The sequence below is a fragment of the Hyphomonas oceanitis SCH89 genome (assembly GCF_000685295.1).
In the GTDB taxonomy this organism is placed as follows: Bacteria; Pseudomonadota; Alphaproteobacteria; order Caulobacterales; family Hyphomonadaceae; genus Hyphomonas; species Hyphomonas oceanitis.
This window is the reverse complement of record NZ_ARYL01000004.1, coordinates 163,412-184,687: the sequence shown is the minus strand read 5'-3', so window position 1 is coordinate 184,687 and position 21,276 is coordinate 163,412. Positions and strand designations below refer to the sequence as shown.

General features: G+C 61.8%; 21 protein-coding genes. 12 read left to right on the top strand and 9 right to left on the bottom strand.

The window, feature by feature from the left end:
• Positions 1–23: 23 nt before the first annotated feature.
• Both HOC_RS04740 and HOC_RS04735 read left to right on the top strand, forming a co-directional pair.
• Complete coding sequence (locus tag HOC_RS04740) at positions 24–1,127, top strand: sodium-dependent transporter (protein WP_084146133.1); 1,104 nt, start codon at positions 24–26, stop codon at positions 1,125–1,127.
• A gap of 114 nt (positions 1,128–1,241) precedes the next feature.
• Positions 1,242–1,646, top strand: a complete 405-nt coding sequence (locus HOC_RS04735) for a hypothetical protein (protein WP_156950378.1) — start codon at positions 1,242–1,244, stop codon at positions 1,644–1,646.
• Between the two features lie 65 nt (positions 1,647–1,711).
• Here HOC_RS04735 and pip read toward each other — a convergent pair whose 3' ends face one another.
• Positions 1,712–2,701: a prolyl aminopeptidase gene (gene pip, locus HOC_RS04730; protein ID WP_035536209.1), complete on the bottom strand. Its 990-nt coding sequence runs from the start codon at positions 2,699–2,701 to the stop codon at positions 1,712–1,714.
• A gap of 114 nt (positions 2,702–2,815) precedes the next feature.
• Between pip and HOC_RS04725 the strand changes: the two genes are divergently transcribed.
• Positions 2,816–3,427, top strand: coding sequence for a hypothetical protein (locus tag HOC_RS04725; protein ID WP_156950377.1), 612 nt, complete (start codon positions 2,816–2,818; stop codon positions 3,425–3,427).
• Here the strand turns inward: HOC_RS04725 and HOC_RS04720 are convergent.
• Both HOC_RS04720 and HOC_RS04715 read right to left on the bottom strand, forming a co-directional pair.
• Positions 3,424–3,774 carry a DUF423 domain-containing protein gene (locus tag HOC_RS04720; protein WP_035536204.1) on the bottom strand — a complete coding sequence of 117 codons (351 nt, stop codon included), beginning with the start codon at positions 3,772–3,774 and terminating at the stop codon, positions 3,424–3,426. The genes HOC_RS04725 and HOC_RS04720 overlap by 4 nt on opposite strands.
• Positions 3,771–4,199 carry a PaaI family thioesterase gene (locus HOC_RS04715; RefSeq protein WP_035536202.1) on the bottom strand — a complete coding sequence of 143 codons (429 nt, stop codon included), beginning with the start codon at positions 4,197–4,199 and terminating at the stop codon, positions 3,771–3,773. The genes HOC_RS04720 and HOC_RS04715 overlap by 4 nt, the downstream gene beginning before the upstream one ends.
• Before the next feature lie 108 nt (positions 4,200–4,307).
• On the opposite strand from HOC_RS04715, the gene HOC_RS04710 reads away from it, so the two are divergent.
• The gene (locus tag HOC_RS04710) at positions 4,308–5,420 is read left to right on the top strand and encodes an Rv3169 family protein (RefSeq protein ID WP_035536200.1); all 1,113 of its coding nucleotides are present in this window, start codon (positions 4,308–4,310) and stop codon (positions 5,418–5,420) included.
• Between the two features lie 11 nt (positions 5,421–5,431).
• On the opposite strand, the gene HOC_RS04705 is transcribed toward HOC_RS04710, so the two are convergent.
• Both HOC_RS04705 and dgcA read right to left on the bottom strand, forming a co-directional pair.
• Positions 5,432–6,571: an EstA family serine hydrolase gene (locus HOC_RS04705; protein WP_035536275.1), complete on the bottom strand. Its 1,140-nt coding sequence runs from the start codon at positions 6,569–6,571 to the stop codon at positions 5,432–5,434.
• Positions 6,572–6,672: 101 nt separating this feature from the next.
• Complete coding sequence (dgcA, locus tag HOC_RS04700; RefSeq protein WP_051624528.1) at positions 6,673–7,656, bottom strand: N-acetyl-D-Glu racemase DgcA; 984 nt, start codon at positions 7,654–7,656, stop codon at positions 6,673–6,675.
• Positions 7,657–7,743: 87 nt separating this feature from the next.
• Here dgcA and HOC_RS04695 point away from each other — a divergent pair, with 87 nt between their 5' ends.
• From HOC_RS04695 to HOC_RS04680, 4 genes are read left to right on the top strand one after another with little or no spacing between them, the layout of a single operon-like run.
• Complete coding sequence (locus tag HOC_RS04695) at positions 7,744–8,877, top strand: ABC transporter permease (protein ID WP_035536192.1); 1,134 nt, start codon at positions 7,744–7,746, stop codon at positions 8,875–8,877.
• Positions 8,874–9,638, top strand: a complete 765-nt coding sequence (locus tag HOC_RS04690; RefSeq protein WP_035536190.1) for an ABC transporter ATP-binding protein — start codon at positions 8,874–8,876, stop codon at positions 9,636–9,638. Before HOC_RS04695 ends, HOC_RS04690 begins: the two co-directional genes overlap by 4 nt.
• A gap of 14 nt (positions 9,639–9,652) precedes the next feature.
• The gene (locus HOC_RS21050; protein ID WP_051624527.1) at positions 9,653–10,606 is read left to right on the top strand and encodes an MlaD family protein; all 954 of its coding nucleotides are present in this window, start codon (positions 9,653–9,655) and stop codon (positions 10,604–10,606) included.
• Positions 10,606–11,196, top strand: a complete 591-nt coding sequence (locus HOC_RS04680; protein ID WP_035536187.1) for an ABC-type transport auxiliary lipoprotein family protein — start codon at positions 10,606–10,608, stop codon at positions 11,194–11,196. Before HOC_RS21050 ends, HOC_RS04680 begins: the two co-directional genes overlap by 1 nt.
• 11 nt (positions 11,197–11,207) lie before the next feature.
• Here HOC_RS04680 and HOC_RS04675 read toward each other — a convergent pair whose 3' ends face one another.
• A complete protein-coding gene (locus HOC_RS04675) occupies positions 11,208–12,410 on the bottom strand; it encodes an acyl-CoA dehydrogenase family protein (RefSeq protein ID WP_035536184.1) in 1,203 nt (400 codons plus the stop codon).
• A 230-nt stretch (positions 12,411–12,640) separates the two neighbouring features.
• On the opposite strand from HOC_RS04675, the gene HOC_RS04670 reads away from it, so the two are divergent.
• The gene (locus HOC_RS04670) at positions 12,641–13,090 is read left to right on the top strand and encodes a type VI secretion system tube protein Hcp (RefSeq protein WP_035536182.1); all 450 of its coding nucleotides are present in this window, start codon (positions 12,641–12,643) and stop codon (positions 13,088–13,090) included.
• 58 nt (positions 13,091–13,148) lie between these two features.
• On the opposite strand, the gene HOC_RS04665 is transcribed toward HOC_RS04670, so the two are convergent.
• On the bottom strand, positions 13,149–14,264 hold the full coding sequence (locus HOC_RS04665; protein WP_035536179.1) for an acyl-CoA dehydrogenase family protein: 1,116 nt from the start codon (positions 14,262–14,264) through the stop codon (positions 13,149–13,151).
• A gap of 212 nt (positions 14,265–14,476) precedes the next feature.
• Here HOC_RS04665 and HOC_RS04660 point away from each other — a divergent pair, with 212 nt between their 5' ends.
• Positions 14,477–15,055, top strand: coding sequence for a hypothetical protein (locus HOC_RS04660; protein ID WP_035536177.1), 579 nt, complete (start codon positions 14,477–14,479; stop codon positions 15,053–15,055).
• A 6-nt stretch (positions 15,056–15,061) separates the two neighbouring features.
• On the opposite strand, the gene HOC_RS21045 is transcribed toward HOC_RS04660, so the two are convergent.
• The gene (locus HOC_RS21045) at positions 15,062–15,442 is read right to left on the bottom strand and encodes a VanZ family protein (RefSeq protein WP_051624526.1); all 381 of its coding nucleotides are present in this window, start codon (positions 15,440–15,442) and stop codon (positions 15,062–15,064) included.
• A 153-nt stretch (positions 15,443–15,595) separates the two neighbouring features.
• Here HOC_RS21045 and pepN point away from each other — a divergent pair, with 153 nt between their 5' ends.
• Together pepN and HOC_RS04650 are read left to right on the top strand one after the other, a co-directional pair.
• The gene (gene pepN, locus HOC_RS04655) at positions 15,596–18,172 is read left to right on the top strand and encodes an aminopeptidase N (protein ID WP_035536174.1); all 2,577 of its coding nucleotides are present in this window, start codon (positions 15,596–15,598) and stop codon (positions 18,170–18,172) included.
• 101 nt (positions 18,173–18,273) lie between these two features.
• Positions 18,274–20,673: a sensor histidine kinase gene (locus HOC_RS04650; RefSeq protein ID WP_051624525.1), complete on the top strand. Its 2,400-nt coding sequence runs from the start codon at positions 18,274–18,276 to the stop codon at positions 20,671–20,673.
• Here the strand turns inward: HOC_RS04650 and HOC_RS04645 are convergent.
• A complete protein-coding gene (locus HOC_RS04645) occupies positions 20,670–21,272 on the bottom strand; it encodes a histidine phosphatase family protein (RefSeq protein WP_035536171.1) in 603 nt (200 codons plus the stop codon). The genes HOC_RS04650 and HOC_RS04645 overlap by 4 nt on opposite strands.
• Positions 21,273–21,276: the final 4 nt, after the last annotated feature.

The window sequence follows — 21,276 nt, the reverse complement described above, 5'->3', positions numbered from 1 at the left end:
TGCAATGACGGGGCGGACCATACATTTTTATCCTCTCCTTCTATGTGGTTATCTCCGCTTGGCTGATCGCGTTCCTTATCCAGTCCTTCGGCGGTTTCGACGGCATGGACGCGGCGGCCTCCGGCCAGAACTTCGCTGACACGATCGGGCAGGGCGAACATCCGCTGCGATCGAAATGGTACATTCTCTTCCTGCTGGCCTGCTTCATTGGCGCGAACGCCTTCGTCGTCGGGCGTGGCATCAAGGGCGGCATCGAAAAGGCCTCATCCATCCTGATGCCAGCCTTCTTCGTCATGCTGATCGTTGTGGTCGGCTTCTCTGTCACCAATGGGGACACGGCCCGCGCAGCAGCCTTCATTCTCCAGCCAAAATGGGAAGATGTCGGCTTCGGCACATTCCTCGCCGGCATCGGCCAAGCCTTCTTCTCCATCGGTGTCGGCGTTGGTCTGATGATCACCTATGGCGCCTATCTGTCCAAGGATACCGACATCACCCGTTCGTCGCTCATCGTCGTCGGCTCCGACACGCTGGTCGCGCTGATCGCAGGCTTTGCCATTTTCCCGATCGTCTTCGCCGCAGGCCTCGACCCGGCGGGCGGCCCCAGCCTCTTCTTCATCTCCATGCCGGTGGCTTTCGGCGCCATTCCGGGCGGCGCCATCTTCGCTTCGGTCTTCTTTGCCCTTGCGCTTTTTGCGGCCTTCACCTCGTCCATCTCGCTGATGGAAGTCGGCGTCTCTTGGCTTGAGGAACGCCAGGGCGTCACGCGCCTCGGCGCAGCATGCGGCATGGGCTTTGCCCTGTTCATGATCGGCGCCGCCTATGTCTTCTCGCTCGAATATCTCGACTTCATGGACTTCATGACCGAAGGCCTGTTGCTGCCGCTCGGCGGCCTGCTGACGGTCATCTTCGCGGGCTGGGTGCTCAGCCGCGAGATGCTGACCTCGGAGCTTGGCGAAGGCACGGTGATGAACCTCTGGCGCTTCGTGATGCGCTGGTTCGTGCCGCCCTTTGTCGGCATCATCCTGGTCTTCGGCTTCATGGACAAGATCCAGGACCAGTACCACGTGCCGCTGCCCGGTGCGCTGACCGTCCTCCTCGGCCCCAACTGGGTCCCGCCGGTCGAATAGTGGCGTTGCACCCCTTATTCTCCCCTGCGCAGCGGGGGAGGTGTCTGGCCGCGTAGCGGCCAGACGGAGGGGGACTTATCCAACCTCAATCGACCCCGGCGTATAATGCGCCCGATGCCAGAGTTTACCCTCTTCCGCCCCATGCCGGGCCTGCCTTGGTACTTGCTGCCAATCTGGCCGCTGATCTATTTCCGGATCCAGCGCTTGCGCGCATGGTTCAAGGCAAATGGCGGCCCCGGCTCGCAGATGCTCTGGGCGGTTACAAACCATGGCCGCGTGGACCTGGTCTTTCTGTCCGACGACATGACCGCGCATCCTTCGGGCAGTTTCCGGGCTCCGGTCTCGGATCGGCTCGCTCACGCACTCGCAGGGGAAGACCTGCTTTCTCCTCCCGTCCCGCTTTCCCAGCGCACGCTGGGATCCAGTCCGGCAGGTGCAAGTCTCTGCGGCTCTGGGCCCCAGCTTTCGCTGGGGATACGGCTCTTTGTGGAAAAACTGGGCCCAATCCCGGACACCTGACCCGAAACTCAAACTCCGAAAAGCAGACTACACCCCCAAGCGCCCTCACAGGCGTCGCTGGCGCATCAGCCCTTTTTTGTCGGTCGGAACATTTCGGCCAGATCATCCGTGGCCTGTATGAGGTGGTCGACAATGCCCGGCTCCATCGAGGAGTGACCCGCATCAGGAATGATGTGCAGTTGCGCTTTCGGCCACGCCTTGGACAGCGCCCAGGCCGTCGACAGCGGCGTCACCACGTCATAGCGCCCGTGCACGATCATGCCCGGCACATCCTTCAGCTTGCGCTCGCATTCTTCCAGCAACCAGGAATCATGCGCGAAGAAACCACGATTGACGAAATAGTGGCACTCGATCCGCGCAAAGGCATCAACGAACTCATCCTCGTTGAAGCGTGGCGGCGTTGTCACCGGGCCTTTGATGGAGAGCGTCTCGCCCTCCCAGCGGGCCCAGGCGCGGGCCGCTTCTATACGGGCATTCTTGTCGCTGCCGATCAGGCGTTTGTGGAAAGCATTCAGCAGGTCGCCGCGCTCGTCCTCGGGGATCGGCGCGATATAGCGATCATAGGAATCCGGGAACAGGCGGCTCGCGCCCGACTGGTAGAACCAGCTGATCTCGGCCTTCGAAACGAGAAACACACCTCGCAGCACCACGCCCAGCACCCGCTCCGTATGCGTCACGGCATAGGCGAGCGACAGGGTCGAGCCCCACGAGCCGCCGAAAACGACCCATTGGTCGACGCCGACATGCTCGCGCAATGTCTCCATGTCATCGACAAGATCCCAGGTGGTGTTCTCGCGGAGTTCCGAGTGCGGGGTCGAGCGGCCACAGCCGCGCTGGTCGAACAGGAAGATGCGATACCGGGTCGGGTCGAAGAAGCGGCGCATCTCGGGGTTCGATCCGCCGCCGGGCCCGCCATGCAGGGCGACGACCGGAATGCCGTCCGGGTTGCCTGATTCCTCCCAGTAAATCTCGTGAATATCCGATACGCGGAGCCGTCCGCTGTGGCGAGAGTCGTGTCGTGGATACAATGTGCGTCGGGTCTGGCGCTTATTCATGCGTTCTTCACTAATTGTCAGCAAGTCTCGGAACTATCACTGGACTTGGCTCTTTACCATTCGTAAGAATTATTACGGGTGGGGACCCGAAATGTGTTTTGAGGTGGCTGTTTGATGCGTAGCGTAGTCCTGAGTTTATCCCTATGCCTTCTTGGCGGTTGCGCAACCGTCTCGATGATGCCGGGGGAAACGACAGTGGAAAGCGGCCTCTCGCACAACCAGTCTGCCCTGCGCAAGGTTTCGGCTGAATATTCTGACAGCGCCGCCGAGCAAGGTTGGGTCGAAGCGTCCGGCGGTCTCGCTGGCTTCGCCGACATGCTGATCAATGGCCGCGGCGACGCGCCAGACGATTATGCCACCCGCATCGGCGCCGCGACAAACGCCCCGGCCATCGTTCTCTCGCGCATCTCTGCCGACAGTGAAGCGGCCCGAACAGGCCTTGCTTCGGTCTCTCAGGAAGCCAAGGCCGTTCTGAACAGCGCCGCTGCTGACGCTGCCACGCGTACCGATGTGATGAGCTATGAACGCGCCCTTGTGCGTGCCCAGACGGCCTATCGCAATTTCCAGAGCGCGCTCAGCACTGTGGCGGCCCGCTCTGACATGGATATGGATACGGCCCCGGTCGATGCCGAACTCTCTGATTTTGCCGATACGATCGATTCCGCCCGCAAGACGGCCGACAAGCTGGCAGACAAATACGCCTCGCTGAACTCGATCGTCGGTTAGCGCCGAACGGCGCTCACTGCGGCCAGCGCCCATCCCGCCAGGAACGAAACGCCGCCCAGCGGCACGACTGCGCCCAGCCAGCGAGGCGCGCCCAATGCCATTGCATAGAGGCAGCCTGAAAAGATCACCGCGCCCAGAACGAAGGCCCAGCCTGCGCGGCGCAAAAGCCCGGCTTGTACGCTGATCGAAATGGCGAGCGCAGCGGCAGCATGCACCAGTCCGTAAAGCGTCGCCTTGTTCCACCAGTCCAGCGCATCCCCGTCGAGACTCAGCCCGTGCGCGCCAAACGCGCCGAGCGCGACGGCGGCAAAGCCGGTGAGCGCGGCAGCAAGGCCCAGCCGGTTCATGCGCCAGCTTCCGATTTGCGGGGCAGGGCATAGGTCACGATGGCATGGCTCGCGGCCTTCTCGGCGCCCTCGATACGCACGTCCACATCCATCACGGCGAGCGCTTGGCCGATCTTCATAACGCGCGCGTCAGCGACGACCACGGGGCCGATACAGGGCCGCAGGAAGTTGATGTTCAGATTGCTCGTCACCGTCATCGGCTCGTGTCCCGTCAGCGTCATCACCGCCATATAGGCGACCGTATCGACGAGGCTCATCTGCGTCGGCCCGGAAATATAGCCGCCGGGCCGCAAGTGCGTCTCATCAGCCACCAGCCTTACCACGGCGCGGCCTTTCTCCATCAGCGTCACTTCGCTCCGGTTTCCGGAACTCTTGAATGCGCCCGACAGGAATGTATTGGCCTCTGCCGCCGTCATCTGTGACATCAATTGCGCTACCTCCCTTTGCGTCACCCCTTGATGGGCTGACCTCCATCGTCCACCGTAAACGCGACAGATCACCCGCCAAGAGGTGACCCCAAGGAAGGATATCCCATGCTGAGCGCCGGTGACGAATACCCCATCCACCAGACCCCGGAACCCGTTGCCTATTCCGGTTCCGACCGTAATTTCTATGACCGGTATTTCTTCAACGGCTACAGCGCTGATGGCTCGACTTTCTTTGCCGCTGCCATGGGCGTCTACCCGCACCTGAACATTATAGACGGCGCCGTCTCCATCCTTCGGAATGGCAAGCAGGCCAGCGTCTATCTCTCGCGGCCGCTTAACATGGAGCGCATGGACACGCATGTCGGCCCGCTCTCGGTCGAGGTGATTGAGCCGCTGAAGAAAATCCGCCTGCGCCTTGAGGAAACCGAGGGCCTCGCCCTCGACGTCGAGTTCGAAGGCCGCGCCTTCCCGATTGAAGAGCCGCGCTTCACCCGTCGTCAGGGTCCGCGCATGATGATGGACCTGACGCGCATGACCCAGAACGGTCGCTGGTCCGGCAGCCTGCGCATGGACGGTACCGAGATCGACATCAAGCCGGCCGACTTTACCGGCACGCGCGACCGCTCATGGGGCGTGCGCCCGATCGGCGCGCCGGATGCCCAGCCGCTGATCCCGGCGCCGCCACCGCAATTCTACTGGATCTGGACGCCAACCAATTTTCCGAACCTCTCCATGTTCTATCACGTCAATCATGACGAGACCGGCACGCCGTGGAACACGCGCGCCGTCATTGTGCCTGATGGCGTAGAGCAGGGCGGTGGTATTCACCTTGCCGATGCCAAGATGAATACGGTCTATACCCCCGGCACCCGCCGCATGCAGAGCGCCCAGCTGGACATGACCGACCCGAGCGGCCGCGCTCACAAGGTCACGTTCGAGCCGATGGGCACCTTCCTTATGAAGGGCATCGGCTATGGCCATGACAAGTATCGCCATGGCGCGTTCCGGGGCGACCAGCTCGCTATTGCACGCGAGGATTTCGAGCCTGCCAAGATGCCGTGGCATGTCATCGAGAACCTGCACATACAGGAAATCGTCCGCGCCCGGCATGAAGGGCCAGATGGTCTCGGCTCCGAAGGCATCGGCACATTCGAACAGCTCTTCCTCGGCCCCCACGCGCCGAGCGGATTCAAGGACATCCTCGACCCGGCGAAATAGGGCCTGGGGCTTTAAGCGTTGAGTGCCTGCCATGACTGCATGGCGAGGGTGATCGCGCGCATGTCGCCCGTCGTGGTTCCCTGCATCAGGTTCATCGCATAGGACATGGTTGTATGCGATTGCATATCGATCAGCGCGAGGGAGCCGCCATAACCGCCCCAGAACATGGAATGCTCATTGAGGGCAGGCGACATCGGACCTGACAGTCCAAAGCCAAGGCCATAACGCACGGGGATGCCGAGGATCAGGTCCGTGCCCTGGATCTGTTCTTCCAGCGCTTTGCGGCAGCCTGCCTCGCTCATAAAGCGCTTGCCGTTGGCCACGCCGCCATTGGCAAGGATGGTGTGGATCGTCGCGACAGACCGCGCATTGCCCGTACCGCCTGCTGCCGGGATTTCGGCGCCGCGCCAGGCGCGTGTGCGTGTATCGCCGACATCCACGCCGGGATTTCCGCGCGTGAGCTTCAGGACCTCCGTCATGTCCGGGCCAGCCCCGAAGCTGGAATCCGCCGGCGGCTTCAGGTCGGCAACCCGCGCGTCTTCCGAGGCTGGCAGCCCGATATGGAAATCCGCGCCCAGTGGCTCGGCAATCTCTTCGCGAAAGAGCGTGCCGACGGTCTTGCCGGCTATGCGGCGGATGACTTCACCCACGAGATAGCCCTGCGTGATGGCATGATAGCCGGGCACGCTGCCCGGTTCCCACAGGGGCGCCTGCGCAGCCAGAAGGCTGGTCGCTTTCTCCCAGTCATAAAGGTCTTCATTCGTCATGGGTTCGCGCCAGGCTGACAGGCCAGCCGAATGGCTCATCAAATGGCTGACCTTGATGTCGGCTTTCCCATTGGCGGCAAATTCCGGCCAGTACTTCGCGACTGGCGCGTCGAAATCGAGTTCGCCACGATCTGCCAGCCAAAGAGCCATCAGCGCCGTCATCGTTTTCGTCGTTGAGTAGACGTTGACGATTGTGTCTTTTTCCCAGGCCCGCGTTTTCTCGACATCGGCATAGCCGCCCCAAAGGTCGACAACCGTTTCGCCGTCCTTCGTCACGCAGAAGGACGCCCCAATGTCCGCGCCGGTGTCCAGATGTGTCTGGAACTGGTCCCGCACGCCTTCGAATTTATCGTGCACGAATCCCTGCACCTCGGCTTTCGCCATGCCCATTTCCTCCCGGGTCTGTTGTCGGCGCAAACCCTAAGAGGTCATCTGATCAACGGCAACGGGCAGATCGCCACCTGCTCGCATCGCGTCGCGTAACCCTAGCCCCAAAGCGCCTGCGTCGGCGGATCGACCCAGCCGTCGCGATAGGTGAGGCCGTTCGCGACATCCTCTTTCAGCCAGAGGGGCCCGTCGAGGTCGGCGGCGTCGCAGAGACCCGCGAGCAGCACGGCTGGCGCCATAGAGATGGACCCGGCGACCATGCACCCCACCATGACGCCCATGCCGCTGGCCCGGGCAGCGTGCACCATGGCAAGCGCTTCGGTCAGGCCGCCGGTCTTGTCGAGCTTCACGTTCACCGCGTCATAGCGGCGGGCGAGATCCTGTATGTCCGCGCTCGTATGCGCGCTTTCGTCAGCGCAGATAGCAACCGGAGCAGGGCGGCGCACCAGTGCCTCATCATCGGCAGCGGGGAAGGGCTGTTCGATCAGCACGACGCCAAGATCGGCTGCCGCTTTGGAAATGGCGGGGAAGTCAGCCGGAAGCAGCCCTTCATTGGCGTCGACAATCAGACGTGCATCAGGGCGGGCCAGATGCACCGCCTCGATCCGTTTCAGATCTTCCGCGCCTCCGAGTTTCAGCTTGAGGAGACGACCCTGCGTTGTTGTGGCGGCGAGCGCCATGGCCTCCGGCGTGTCGAGGGTCACGGTCACGGCGGTCTCGACAGGTTTAGGTTCCGGCAGCCCTGCCAGTTGCCAGACGGGCGTGCCGCTCATCTTCGCTTCTAGGTCCCACAGCGCGCAGTCCAGCGCGCAACGGGCGGCGCCAGCGGGCATCTGCGTCTGGAGATCATCCCGCCTTAGTCCGCCTTCAATGGCGCCCCGCATTGCTTCGATGGCGCCCATTACGCTCTCGACGGTCTCGCCATAGCGCGCATAGGGAACACACTCGCCCCAGCCGGTAGCGGCGCCCTGCTGCAACCGAACAAGAACAGTGTTGGCCTCGGTCTTCGCCCCGCGGGAAATGGCAAAAGCCACTCTCAGGGGCGATGAGACGCGGGAGATTTCGAGGTGCCGATTGCTCATGCCTTGTCCCGATGGATGAAATTTCATCTATTCCAATGCCCTTGCCTTAAGCATGTTTTGCTAGGCAAGTCAGGTAGTTACACGCTGATGGCAGAAACAGTCTCCCCCGAATTCGCGCTTGATGAAAGTGACGAACGCACCGTCCTCCGGCTGACCGGGGACTGGACCGTCCAGCATGTGCAGGACGTTGACGATGCCTTGCGCGCCCTGAACGTCTCCTCTCCCCTCGCCGTGGATGTCTCCGATCTTGGAACGCTTGACACGGCAGGCGCCTTTATCATCGACCGCACATTGCGCGCGGCGGGTTCAGACGAAGAGGGCGAACCCGAGATTATTGGCGAGCATGCAAGCGCCGCCCGCCTCATCGCACAGATCCATGCCGTATCCAGCCCCGCGCCAGAGAGCCCGCCGCAGGATGGCAGCATCAGGGCGCTGCTCGACCGGACCGGCCGAACCTTCGTTCATATTGCGGCTGAGAGTATTTCGACTCTGGCCTTTCTCGGTGAAACGCTTGTGACCTGTGCGCGCCTTATCGTGCAGCCGTGGAAACTGCGCTGGACCAGCATCGTCGCTGTCATGGAAGAGTCCGGGCTCGATGCGCTGCCGATCATCACCTTCCTCTCCTTCTTCGTCGGCATGGTCATCGCCTTCATCGGCGCGACCACGCTCAAGAGTTTCGATCTGGAAATCTACACGGTCGAGCTGATCGGCTATTCTGAACTGCGTGAATTTGGTGTGGTTCTGACGGGCATCGTTCTGGCGGGCCGCACCAATTCATCTTTCACTGCGCAGATCGGCACGATGAAAATGCGTCAGGAAATCGACGCCATGCAGACACTCGGCCTGAAGCCGATGGAAGTGCTGGTCGTGCCACGCGTGCTGGCCATGCTTATCATGACGCCCGTTCTCGCCTTTGCGGCGACGCTGGCCGGTATTGCCGGCGGCGTGATGGTTGCCTGGCTGTCCCTCGATATCAATCCGGGCGTGTTCATTGTGCGCCTCAGGGATTCCGTGCCGATCGACCAGTTCTGGGTCGGCATGTCCAAGGCGCCCGTCTTCGGCCTTGTCTGTGTCCTCATCGCGTGCCGTCAGGGACTTAACGTTGGCGGCAGCGTCCAGTCCCTTGGCCGGGCAACAACAACGTCCGTCGTGCAGGCCCTTTTCTCGATCATTGCCATCGATGCGCTGTTCGCCATCTTCTACATGGAGCTTGGCATATGACCGCCGAGCCGATCATCCGCATCCGCGATCTGGAGACGCGTTTTGGCACGCATACCGTGCACGAGCATCTCGATCTCGACGTCCAGCGCGGCGAAGTGCTTGGCGTGGTCGGGCCGTCCGGTACGGGCAAGTCCGTCCTTCTGCGCGCCATTGTCGGGCTGAAGCAGCCGTCGGCCGGTACGGTCGAAGTCTTTGGGAAGAAGCTTGATACGCTTAGCGATGAAGAGCGCCGTGGCCTTGAGCGCCGCTGGGGCGTGATGTTCCAGGATGGCGCTCTGTTCTCGAACCTTACGGTGCGCGAGAATGTCATGGTGCCCATGAAAGAGCACACGAACCTGGGGCCCAAGCTCAGCGCAGAACTGGCCGACATGAAGATCCGTCTCGCAGGCCTTGAGCCGGACGCTGGCGACAAGTTTCCGTCAGACCTTTCCGGTGGCATGCGCAAACGCGCGGCGCTGGCCCGCGCTCTGGCCCTCGACCCCGAACTTCTGTTCCTTGACGAGCCGACCGCCGGCCTCGACCCTATCACGGCGGCCGGCTTCGACACGCTATTGCGCCAGCTGCAACAATCGCTGGGGCTCTCCGTCTTTCTTGTGACCCATGATGTCGATACTTTGAATGCGGTGTGTGACCGGATCGCCGTACTCGGCGAGAAAAAAGTGCTGGCGATTGGAACGATCGACGAACTACGCGCCTTCGATCACCCGTGGGTGCAGGAATATTTTGGCGGCCCGCGTGGCCGTGCCGCTACCGGACACTAGAATGGAGACCGGATATGGAAACGCGCGCTAATTATGCCCTCATCGGCGCCTTTGTGCTGATCGCGGCCTTCGCGGTTGCGGGCTTCGTGATGTGGCTGGGGCAAGCCCAGTTCCGGCAGGACTTCAAGGCCTACGACATCGTGTTCGAAGGGCCTGTCTCCCTTGAGGAAGGCTCGGCTGTCCGCTATATCGGCATCAAGGTGGGTGAGGTCTCGACCGTGCGAATTGACCGGGCCGACACGTCCAAGGTTCGCGCCCGTATCCGCATCGACCGCGAAACGCCGGTGCGAAAGGACTCGACCGCCTCAATCCAGCTGGCCGGTATTACAGGCACCACCTTTATCCAGATCACGGCCGGTACGGGCGATCCACTCGAAGCGCGCGCGGGCGAACCTGTTCCCGTCATCAAGGCCGAGCGCACGCAGCTGGACGAGCTCTTTTCAGGCGGCACGGAAGTATTGGGCAACGCCAACCAGGCCATCCAGCGTGTGAACCTCGTCTTCACCGACGAGAACATTGATGCCCTGTCGACCACGCTCAAGAATCTCGAATTGCTCAGCGGCAAGATCGCCCAGGATAATGGCCTCGCCGACAAGGCCTCGGCCACGCTGGACGATGTGTCCAACGCGACGCGCAAGTTCGAAGGCGCGTCCGCTTCGTTTGAGACGCTGAGCAATAACACCAATACGCGCGTTGCCGAATTGGCAGATCAACTGGACCTCGTCGTCAGCGATGTGCGCAGCATTACAAAGACTGCCAACGAAACCATCGAACAGAGCAACCGGGCCGTCTCTGCGGCGGCTGACGCCATTGAGGGCCCGGCGACGTCTGCTATCGAAGACGCCCGGCTGGCCAGCCAGGACCTGCGCGTTCTGATCAACCGTCTCGACCGCGTCGCCCGCGAGATCGAACGCAATCCCCAGAGCTTCGTCGCTGGCGACCCTATTCCCTATGAAGGAGAGCGCTGATGTTGCGCCGAATTGCTATTACGCTGGCTGCTGCCAGCCTCGCATCATGTGTATCGCTTCTACCGGAGCAAAAGGTTCCTGAGGGTCTCTACCGGTTCGGTCCGACCGAGACGGTGCATCCCATTGATGCCTCTATCATCATTCGGGAGCCGGAAGCCTCGCGCCTTTTCGGTGGTCGCGCCATTGCGTCAGAGGATAGCAGCGGAGCGCTTCGCCTCGTGCCCGGTGTGGAGTGGACCGACAGCGCCACGCGCATGATGCAGATCGCGCTTTTGGATTCCCTCGGCGGCGAGGGCGGTGGTGTCGCTATCGGCTCTGACACCGGCGCGGACGCAGATTTCGAACTGGCCTGGCGCATGTCCGATTTCACGCTGAGTGGAACGACCGCGCGGTGCCGCATTCAGGCGACCCTGCTTGAAGGCCGTTCGCGCAAGATGCTCGCGCAGACCAGTGTCTCAACATCGGCTGTGGCGCAGGGCAGTGACAATGCCTCACGTGCAAAGGCCCTGACCGATGCGGGCAGGGCCTGTGTCAGTGATGTCGCTGCCTTTGTCGCCGAAAAGGCGGTCGCGCCAGAACCGAAGTCCTGACGCGAGCGGCCTTAACCGGCTTTCATCTCGTCGAATGGCATGTCCTTGTCGACGCGCACGTCCTGGGGCAGGCCCAGCACGCGTTCGGCGATGATGTTCTTCAGGATCTCGTCCGTGCCGCCGGCAATACGCAGGCCAGGGGCCCACATGAAGCTTTGCTGGAAGATGGCGTCACCTGGCATCGTCTCGGTATCATTGATGATGCCGTAATGGTCCTGCATCTCGATGGCCGAGTTGCAGATGTCCTGCAGGTGGTTGGCCGTGATGATCTTGCCGATCGAGTTTTCCGGTCCCGGTGTCTGGCCGCGTGACAGAGCGGTCATGGTGCGGAACTTCGTCAGCTTGTAGCCCTGTGCCGCGACATACCAGTCAGCCAGCTTCTCGCGGAAGGCCTGGTCGCCCATGGAACCTGCGTCCTTCGCATATGCCATGATCTCGCCCCAGTCAGGACCCGGCGAGCCGCCGACGGCGAGACGCTCGTTCATCAGCGTCACGAGGGCGACTTTCCAGCCAGCGCCGACTTCGCCGAGCCGGTCGGAGTCAGGAATGCGCACGTCCGTGAAGTAGACTTCGTTGAACTCGCGGCCACCGGAAGCCTGGTGGATCGGACGCACTTCGACGCCCTTCTGCTTCATGTTCACGATGAACATGGTCAGGCCCTTGTGCTTTGGCACTTTCGGATTGGTCCGCACGAGCACGATACCGAAGTCGGAATAGTGCGCGCCCGAGGTCCACACTTTCTGGCCATTGATCACCCACTCGTCGCCGTCTTTCACGGCTTTCGTCTTGAGGCCGGCAACGTCAGAGCCTGCAGAAGGTTCGGAGAAGAGCTGGCACCAGATCTCCTCGCCCTTCAACGCCTTCTCGACATAGCGTTCCTTGTGCTTGTCTGAGCCGAACGCGATGACGGTTGGCACGCACATGCCGAGGCCGATGGCGAACGGGCCGGTCGGGGCATCATACTTGCCCTCTTCCTGACCCCAGATGACCGATTGCATGGACGTGCCACCGCGGCCGCCCCATTCCTCAGGCCAGGTGATCTGGGCGAACTTGTTTTCCGCCTTCACCTTCTGCCAGTCCTTGGCGCGCTGCAGCGCGTCCTTGCCGGAACCCGGCCGTGGGCGTGCGCCCGTCTTTGGTTCGAGGTGCTTGTCGAGGAACGCGCGGGCTTCGGCGCGGAACTCTGCTTCTTCCTTCGTGTCGTTGAAGTCCATACTCAATTTCCTCCAGAAATATTTGTTTGCTTTGACGGTTGCGACCACCGGGTCGCCATAATCACTTCCAAATTGCGCTGTTTAAGAAGGGGCATGATCTGCGCGACACCGCATTGGGCTGGTCGTGACGGATCTCGCATCAAGGACCCTTTTTTATGTTGAACTCGCTCAGGTATCTTTCGGTGGCCGCTTCGGCCTTGTGCATTATGGGTGCGGCTCAGGCAGACGGCATGATGAAACTCGACGGTGTCGATGTCCCGATCACGAACGTGTCGTTCAGTGTCTCGCGTCAGGCCGTCGTGGATCCCGAAAGCTTCATGCCGGTTGCGCCGGCCCGCAGCACGCTGGCCAGTGGCGCGATCTACGTGACGCGGACGTTTGATGCCGCTTCGGCCAAGGTCCTGCAGCATGTTATTGACGGCGAGGCGATGCCCAAATTCGAAATCATCGTCTCTGATTCCGCCGCCACGACGCGGACTGTGTGGATGCTCAGCAGTGTTGTCGTGAACAATTACAGCACCTTCATGAGTGAGACCGGCGCGCTCATCGAGAGCTTCGACGTCACCTATGACTCCGCTTCGCTGCAGGTCTTTGCCGGTGCCGGCAAGACGCCGAAGTCGAGCGTCAGCTGGACCGCTACCGCTCCCGCAGCCGAGGCCGAGGCCGGCCACGGCGAATGACATCCTGGTCAGGCGGCGCCCATGTGGGGGCCGCCTGACCAAGTAGGGGATGTCGAAATCAGGCCGCATTCTTCGTTTCCAGCGCGCGGACGAGTTTTTCTTTCCATACCTTGGGGCTGCCGGCTTGAACTGCGAGCAGCTTGGCACGGCGGTAGAAGAGGTGGCAGTCGACTTCCCATGTGAAGCCCATGCCGCCATGCGTCTGGATGTTTTCTTTCGAGGCAAACCAGAAGGCCTCCGATGCGGCCACGCGGGCAGCAGCTGCGGCTTCAGGCAGTTCGGTTGCATCCGTCGACAGCGCCCAGGCGCCATAGAAACAGTTCGACCGTGCCACTTCGTTCTTCACGTACATCTCGGCCAGCTTGTGCTTGATGGCCTGGTTGCCGCCGATCGGGCGGCCAAAGGCGTAGCGTTCCATGGCATACTCTTTTGCCATTTCGAGACAGCGCGAGGCGCCGCCCAATTGTTCGAACGCGATCAGCACGGCCACGCGGTCGAGCAGTTCATCGTTCAGAACCGCGCCTTCGCCGGACTTGCCGAGCAAAGTGGCTGGCGCCTTGTCAAAGCTCAGTTCGGCATGGCTGCGGGTCGGGTCCAGTGTCGAGAGAACCTTCTTCGACACGCCCTTGCCGGACAGGTCGACCAGCACAAGGCTTGCGCCCTTGCCGTCCTTGGCCAGCACGACGGCGTGCGTGGCAATGTCACCATCCGTGACAGGAACTTTCACGCCGCTGACAGTCTTGCCGTCAAAAGTCGTCTTGAGCGAAGCAGCGTCCGGGTTACCCGGGCCTTCGCTGGCCGCGTAACAACCGATTACGTCACCTGAAACGATCTTCGGGAAAATATCGGCCTGCTGGGCTTCGGAGCCTGCAAGCTTCAGGGCTTCAGTAAAGAAGTATGCCGTCGAAGCCCATGGCACGGGCGCCAGAACGCGGCCCATCTCTTCGGCCAGAACGCACATTTCCAGCATGCCGAGCCCGAGGCCGCCATGCTCTTCCGGAATGCTTGTGCCGAGCCAGCCCATCTCGACGACCTTCTTCCAAACGCCTTCATTATAGGCCTTGGAGTCGTCATTCAGGATGGCGCGGACTTCGCCCATCCCGCACTGGCTTTCGAGAAATTTTCGCGCCTCATTGGCGAGAAATCTCTGGTCCTCGGAAAAATCGAAATTCATGGCGTCTGGCTCCCTGGCCTCCTGTGGAGGCGCATAACTTTGCTATGGTGCCAATCTAGCGCCCTTTACGTGCGCGGAAAGCCGTGACCCAGCGGAAATCCTCGATTTCAATTGGGCAACACCCGGCGATAGGTGAAATTTGACCTATCGTTTTCAGCTCAAAGAAAGGGGATTCTGGCAGGTTGGGGTGTTAGTTTAGGGGACACCGAACTATGGCCAAGGCAACCTTCCACAAGTCGCAACGCGTCTTTGTAAAACCTGTTGGCACCTGGGCGCTGGTCGAACAGGTCATTCCGCAATGGGTTAAGAATGTCGATGAGCCTTTGAAAGTGTCATATGATTGTGGGCTGGGTCGCCGCTTCGAAGCGCACGAACTCGTCTCCGAACAGTCGATGCACAAGCATCAGCGCCCCGAGGATGACGAAGAGGAATTTCTGCTCGAACAATGGCGGATCGACCGCAAATTGATCAAGTGGCGCTCCATGGCCATGCTCGGCATTGATCCCAATCCTGCGACCTTTCCCGTTATTGTCACCGATGATGGTGATTGGGGCGGCTGGCGTGTGACAGGTAGCGAATATGACCGCGACCCGCGCCGCATTGAGCACCAGGCCCGCATGATCGTCCACACGCCGGACCTCCTGCGCATAGCCCGCAGACTGGCGGACATGGCAAGCGCCGCTCCTGAAGACCTGCCGGAAGGCGCGATGCAATTGGCAAGTCACTGCGCGCTTATCTTGCGCCATGTGTACCAGTCTGAAGAAGATTCGGTGCCGGCAGCTGCCGAATAGACTGCCTTAGCGCGCCCGCGCTGTGGCGAGCGCGATCCACGCCAGGCCCGCGCCGATGCAGGCGCCCAGAAGGTTCGCCCCGGCGTCCAGCAGCGAAGGCGTGCGCCCCGTGCCGGCAAGCGCCTGCGCAAATTCCAGCACCGCGCCGTAGCCCACGGCGACAATTGTGCCTCGAACGATACGCTCGCGCCCGAGCCAGAAGCAGATCAGGCCCGCCAGAACCAAATACGCAATCGCGTGTTCAACCTTGTCGCTGAGGTGTACGTCCGGCAGGTCCTGTCCCGGCACGAGCGACAGGATGGCAATGACGACGGCAACCAGCAGGCTGGTTATACCGGCGATGCGCCGGACGATGGGCGAGCCCATCAGGGACAATAGCTGGCTCATCCGCGCGTATTCCCTCGTATTTCCTGCAGTCCCGGGGCGCGCTGCCCCTTGGAAACGGACCGTTCCGTCCCGATGTCAGTGACGCCAACCCTCGACGCGGTCCGTCCGAGGCCGTATCGAGCCCATATCCCGCTGCCGTTTTCCGGAGACATCATGCGCACTGAAACCCCCGTTGCCGTCAAGCTCGCCGACTATACGCCTTATCCATTCGATATGGATCATGTCGAGCTGTCTTTCGAGTTGGACCCGGATGCAACCAAGGTGACCGCTGAGCTCAAGGTCACGCGCAAGGCAGGGGCAGGCAATGCGCCACTCGAGCTGGACGGCGAAGCACTGAAACTGGTTTCGGTCGAGATCGACGGCCGCGCGCTGACGCCTTCCGATTACAGCCTGACGGAACATGGCCTGACGCTGGCGGATGTGCCGGATCAGTTCACCCTCCGCACCGTCGTGGTGATTGCGCCGTCAAAGAACACTGCGCTGTCCGGCCTCTACATGTCAGGCGGGCGTTTCTGCTCGCAGTGCGAATCGGTCGGCTTCCGCCGCATCACCTATTATCCGGACCGCCCGGACGTAATGAGCCGCTTCTTCGTTACCATTGTTGCCGACAAGGAAGCCTGTCCGATCATGCTGTCCAATGGCACGCCTGGCGATGTGAAAGATGCAGGCAACGGTCGCCACACGATCACGTGGGACGATCCACACAAGAAGCCGTCCTATCTCTTCGCGCTCTGCGCCGGCGACTATGATGTCTATCGCGACAGCTTCACCACGATGAGCGGCAAGCACATCGACCTCGCCATCCATGTCGACAAGGGCGATGCAGACCGCGCCGCCTGGGCGATGGACAGTCTCAAGCGCTCCATGACCTGGGACGAGCAGACTTATGGCCGCGAATACGATCTTGGCGTCTTCAACATCGTTGCCGTGCGCGACTTCAATTTCGGCGCCATGGAGAACAAGGGCCTCAACGTCTTCAACTCGGCTTATGTTCTCGCCGATGAGGACTCCGCCACCGATGCAGACTTCGAAGCCATCGAGAGCATCGTTGCCCACGAATACTTCCACAACTGGACCGGCAACCGCATCACCTGCCGCGACTGGTTCCAGCTTTGCCTGAAGGAAGGCCTCACCGTCTTCCGCGACCAGAACTTCTCCGCCGACATGCGCTCGCGCCCGGTGCAGCGCATCAAGGACGTTATCCGTCTGCGCTCCCGCCAGTTCGCCGAAGATGCTGGCCCGCTGGCCCACCCGGTCCGACCAGATAATTATGGCTCGATCGATAACCTGTATACGGCCACCGTCTACGAGAAGGGCGCCGAAGTCATCGGCATGCTTCGCCGCATCATTGGCGAGGAAACATACCGCAAAGGCATGGATCTCTATTTCGAGCGCCATGATGGCCAGGCCGTCACGATCGAGGACTTCTACAAATGCTTCGAGGACGTGACCGGCAAGGACTTCACCCAGTTCCGCCTCTGGTATGCACAGGCCGGTACGCCGCGCGTCACGGTGGAGGAAAGCTGGGACGAGGCCACCAAGGAACTCACCATCAACCTCTCCCAGACAACCCCTCCAACACCCGGACAGCCCGACAAGAAGCCTGTTCCCATACCGCTGGAACTTGCTGTGCTTGACGGCAAGGGCGGCACAGATGCCTGGATGACAGTGCTGGACACCGCTGAAACGACGATCACCCGCAAGGCAGCCGCCGGGCGTCCCCTCCTGTCTGTCAACCGCGACTTCAGCGCCCCGGTCCGCGTCGAGCGTGACCTTACCCGCGACCAGAGGCTTGCCCTCGTCGTGGCCGAGACAGACCCCTTCAACCAGTGGGAAGGCGTGCGCACGCTCGTCACCGAGGAAATCCTCAAGCTCTCCGAGGGCAGCCAGACCAGGCCCGACAGCGAACTCGTCGGTGCCATTGCTGCCGCCATCCGCAACGCAGGCGATGACCCGGCCCTCGCGGCGCTTCTGACGCGCCTGCCGGAAGTCGGCGAACTGTTTCTCGAGCGTGAACCGGCTGACCCGGTCGCCCTCCATTCTGCCCGCAAGCGCCTGCAGGCGGCTCTCGCTGAAGCGCTTTCGGACACGGTCGGAACCACGCTCGAAGCCCCATCCCCAGCGCCCTATGCGCCTTCGGCGGAACAGGCCGGTGTGCGGGCCTTCCGCGGGGCGTGCATCAATCTGCTCGGCGCGTCCGAGGACAAGGACGCGCGCCGCAAGCTACTGGTATTGTACCAGAAGGCGACGAACATGACGGAACGCCTCGCCGCCATGCGAGCCCTTACGATGCACGGAGAATGCCCGGAGCGTGACGAAGCGCTGGCTGATTTCGAGACAAACTGGAAACACAACCCGATTGTCATGGACAAGTGGTTCGCCGTGCAGGCCGGGCAGGGAACGGCCGAGACGGTTGCCGAACTGGCCGCCCATCCGGAGTTCGACCTGAAAAACCCGAACCGCGTGCGCTCGGTTGTCGGCGTCTTCTCGACTGCCAACCTGGCGGCCTTCCACGCGCCGGACGGTTCGGGATACCGCGCTGTCGAGGACATCATCCTCAAGGCCGACGCCGCCAACCCGGCCCTCGCCGCTCGCCTCATCACCGCCTTCGAACAATGGCGCGTGCTGGAGCCAAAGGCAGGCGCTGCAGCGCAGGCCACCCTGAAGCGACTACAGGAAGCGAAACTGTCGCCCAATTCGGCAGACATTGTCGGTCGGGCGCTTGGCTGAAGTAGTTAACGATTTCGTCAGGATTATTAACACTTAGGCAATGATTCCACCGGAAAACGGTATACGGGTAAGTATGTCCAGTTACGGGGAGTGGAGCCTTCTTGGCGGATCAAATCGTCAGTTTTGATGGAATGACCGTTGCAGACAAGGCGTCTGCACGGGCTTCCGTTCGGCTGAAGTGGACGATCCTTGCCATAATCGTCCTCATGGCCAGCGCCCTCGGTCTCAAGGCATGGGAAGAGCGCCAGAGTGCTGATGCCGCGCTTCTGTCAGGGCTTCACGCCCAAGCCGCCGCCACAGCGGCCCGTATGGAAGGCCGCGCCGAGACAGCTGAAATTGCCATCCGCCTCGTCGCCGAGTCTGGCGCGTCCCGTTCTGCCATCGCGACCGCAACGCCGGGCGTTGATGCGGTTCTCTCGCTCAAGGATGCCCAGCAATCGCCTGCCGGAAGCCGGTTGGAGGTTGCCGCACAAACGGCTGCCTCTCTCCTTGAACAAGGGCAGCGCTTTAGTGTCTCTTCGCAGGGTGACATCGTTCTCGTCTCCAGTCCGGAAGAAGGCGGCGCCATGCTGGCCCTGGCTCCGGGCGGAACCTGGCTCCCAGCGGCCGGTGCAGGTCGCAGGGTGACCCTGGTCTCCGGCAATACCAGCGTGGGGTCCGGCGACCCGGCGCTCGAATCGGCAACGCTTACCCTCAAGCCCGGCGAGGCCCGTCTCACATCGGCCCCCGATTTCAACCGGCTGGCCACTGCATGTGTGCCTCTGGACGGCAGCCCTGCTGCTGTTTGCGAGAGCGTGCTTCATCCCCTCTTTACGCTGGATGATCTCGTCCGCCTGCTCATCTTCGCCCTGTTGCTGGCGGCGCCCGTGCTGGCCATTGTCGGCCTGATGAACCGTCTTTCGCGCGAGGACGCCGTCACCCTGATCGAGGAAACGCGTGAGGATGAGGCCGACCGCATCATGGGCCTCGTGATGCGCGGTGCGCGGGCAGGCTATTGGGAATGGGCACCCGGCAGTTCAGCCGTCTTCCTCAGCGATGGGGCGTCAGACCTTTTCGGAATGGACGGCTCCGGCCTGATCGACGTGCAGGCCCTGTTGCAGCAGGTCCATCCGGAGCATCAGGCCCGCATGATCGATACATTCGAGAAGGCCCGCGACATTGGGTGGATCCAGACGCAGTTCCTCTCCCATTCCGAACCGCCACTCTGGATCGAGATGCGTGGCAGCATGACGGATGATCCGACAGGTAAGGCGGCGATTTTCGGCGGTATCGTGCTCGACATTACCGAGCGCAAGCAATCGGAAGACCGTGTGAAAGCGGCCGAGCGCCGCCTGCGCACAGCCATTGAAGGCTTCAACGGTCCCTTTGCACTCTGGGATCATCGCAAGCGTTTGCTCTACTGGAACCGTGCCTTCGCGCTCGACTTCGGCCTGCAGGATACGCTGCGGCCCGGCATCAGCTATGATACAATCATGATCGCTCGCACAGGCGCCATCCGCGCCGAGAAGCAATCCTCCGAGGATGCACGCACTCTGTTGGTGGAGTTGCAGACGGATCGCTGGCTGAAGCTTGTCGAGCGGCCGACATCTGACGGCGGACTGATCACGGTCGGTATCGACGTGACTGAGAATGTGCACAATGAAGAAGCCCTGAAGCGCCAGAAGCAGAGCATGCGCAAGGCCGTGCTGGATCTCGAACGGTCTGAAGGTCGCGCGGGCGAACTGGCACGGCGCTATTCTGAAGAGAAGGCCAAGGCCGAGCACGCCGCGCACACCAAGTCTGCTTTCCTTGCCAATATGAGCCATGAGCTGCGCACGCCGCTTAACGCGATCAACGGCTTCTCGGAAATCCTCGCGCACGAACTTTACGGCCCCCTCGGCGATCAGCGCTACAAGGGCTATGCCCACGACATTCTGACATCCGGCCAGCACCTGCTCGACATGATCAACGACATTCTCGACATGGCGAAGATCGAAGCCGGCAAGATGACCATCAACCCGCAACCGATTGACCCGGTCGATCCGGTCGACGCCGCGGTACGCATGATCCGCCGCAAGGCTGAGGACAAGGGCATCCAGATCGTGCTGGATGCGCAGCCCGGGTTGCCGGACCTTGACGCCGACCACCGTGCGATCCGTCAAATGGTGCTGAACCTCTTGTCGAACGCCATCAAGTTCACCGATTCAGGCGGCACGATCACCGTAACCGTTGAACAGCGCGGCGCAGACATCCAGATCGGTGTCACCGACACGGGCATCGGCATTCCGATTGAGGACCTTCCCCGTCTCGCCAAGCCGTTCGAGCAGGTCTCAGGCACGCGCGATCGCAATTATGAAGGCACGGGTCTCGGCCTTGCACTCACCAAATCCTTCGCTGAAATGCATGGTGGGCATATGAGCCTCTCATCCATCGAAGGCGAAGGCACGACCGTCTCTATCCTTCTGCCCATCTCAGGCGCCAGTGAACGCGTCGCCGAGGAAGAGGCCCGCGAAGTCGCTTAAGGCCGCAGGTTCCAGTCGACGATACGCGTGCCGTCCGGGCCGACGTCCACAACGCCCCAAGCGCCGGTCTTCAGCTTCCGGTCAAGACCCTCTGGCTGGCCATCCACGACATCCGGCAGGAAGCGCGCGATGCCATTGCTGGTCACGATCAGCACAGTGTCATCTGCATCCAACTCTGCCGCGCGCTCCAGCAGGCTCGCCCAGGCGGCGCGCAAAGCGGCCGGGTCAACCTGCCAGCCGGGCGGCGGCGTAGCGTCACGGTCCCATGCTGCGAGGGCCTCGGTGCCTATCCGCGCGATCACCGTCTCTTCCGTCTGGTTCTCGTCCGGTCCGTAGTCGACTTCCGTCAGGAAGGGCAGGATGCGCAAGGCGGGCGCGTGCGGCCGGGCGTCCAGCACGGCACGGGCCGTCTGCCGCGTCCGCAGCAGCGGGGAGCAGAAGGCGGCGCGGAAGGCCGTATCGCGGAAATGTGCGGCCAGTGAATGGGCCTGCGTGTACCCCGAAACGGACAGGGAAAGGTCCGTCCGCGCCCCGACCCGGGTCGGGGTATCACCCTTGTCGAACGTATTGCCGTGGCGCAGGATGATCAGGCGGGCCAAGGGT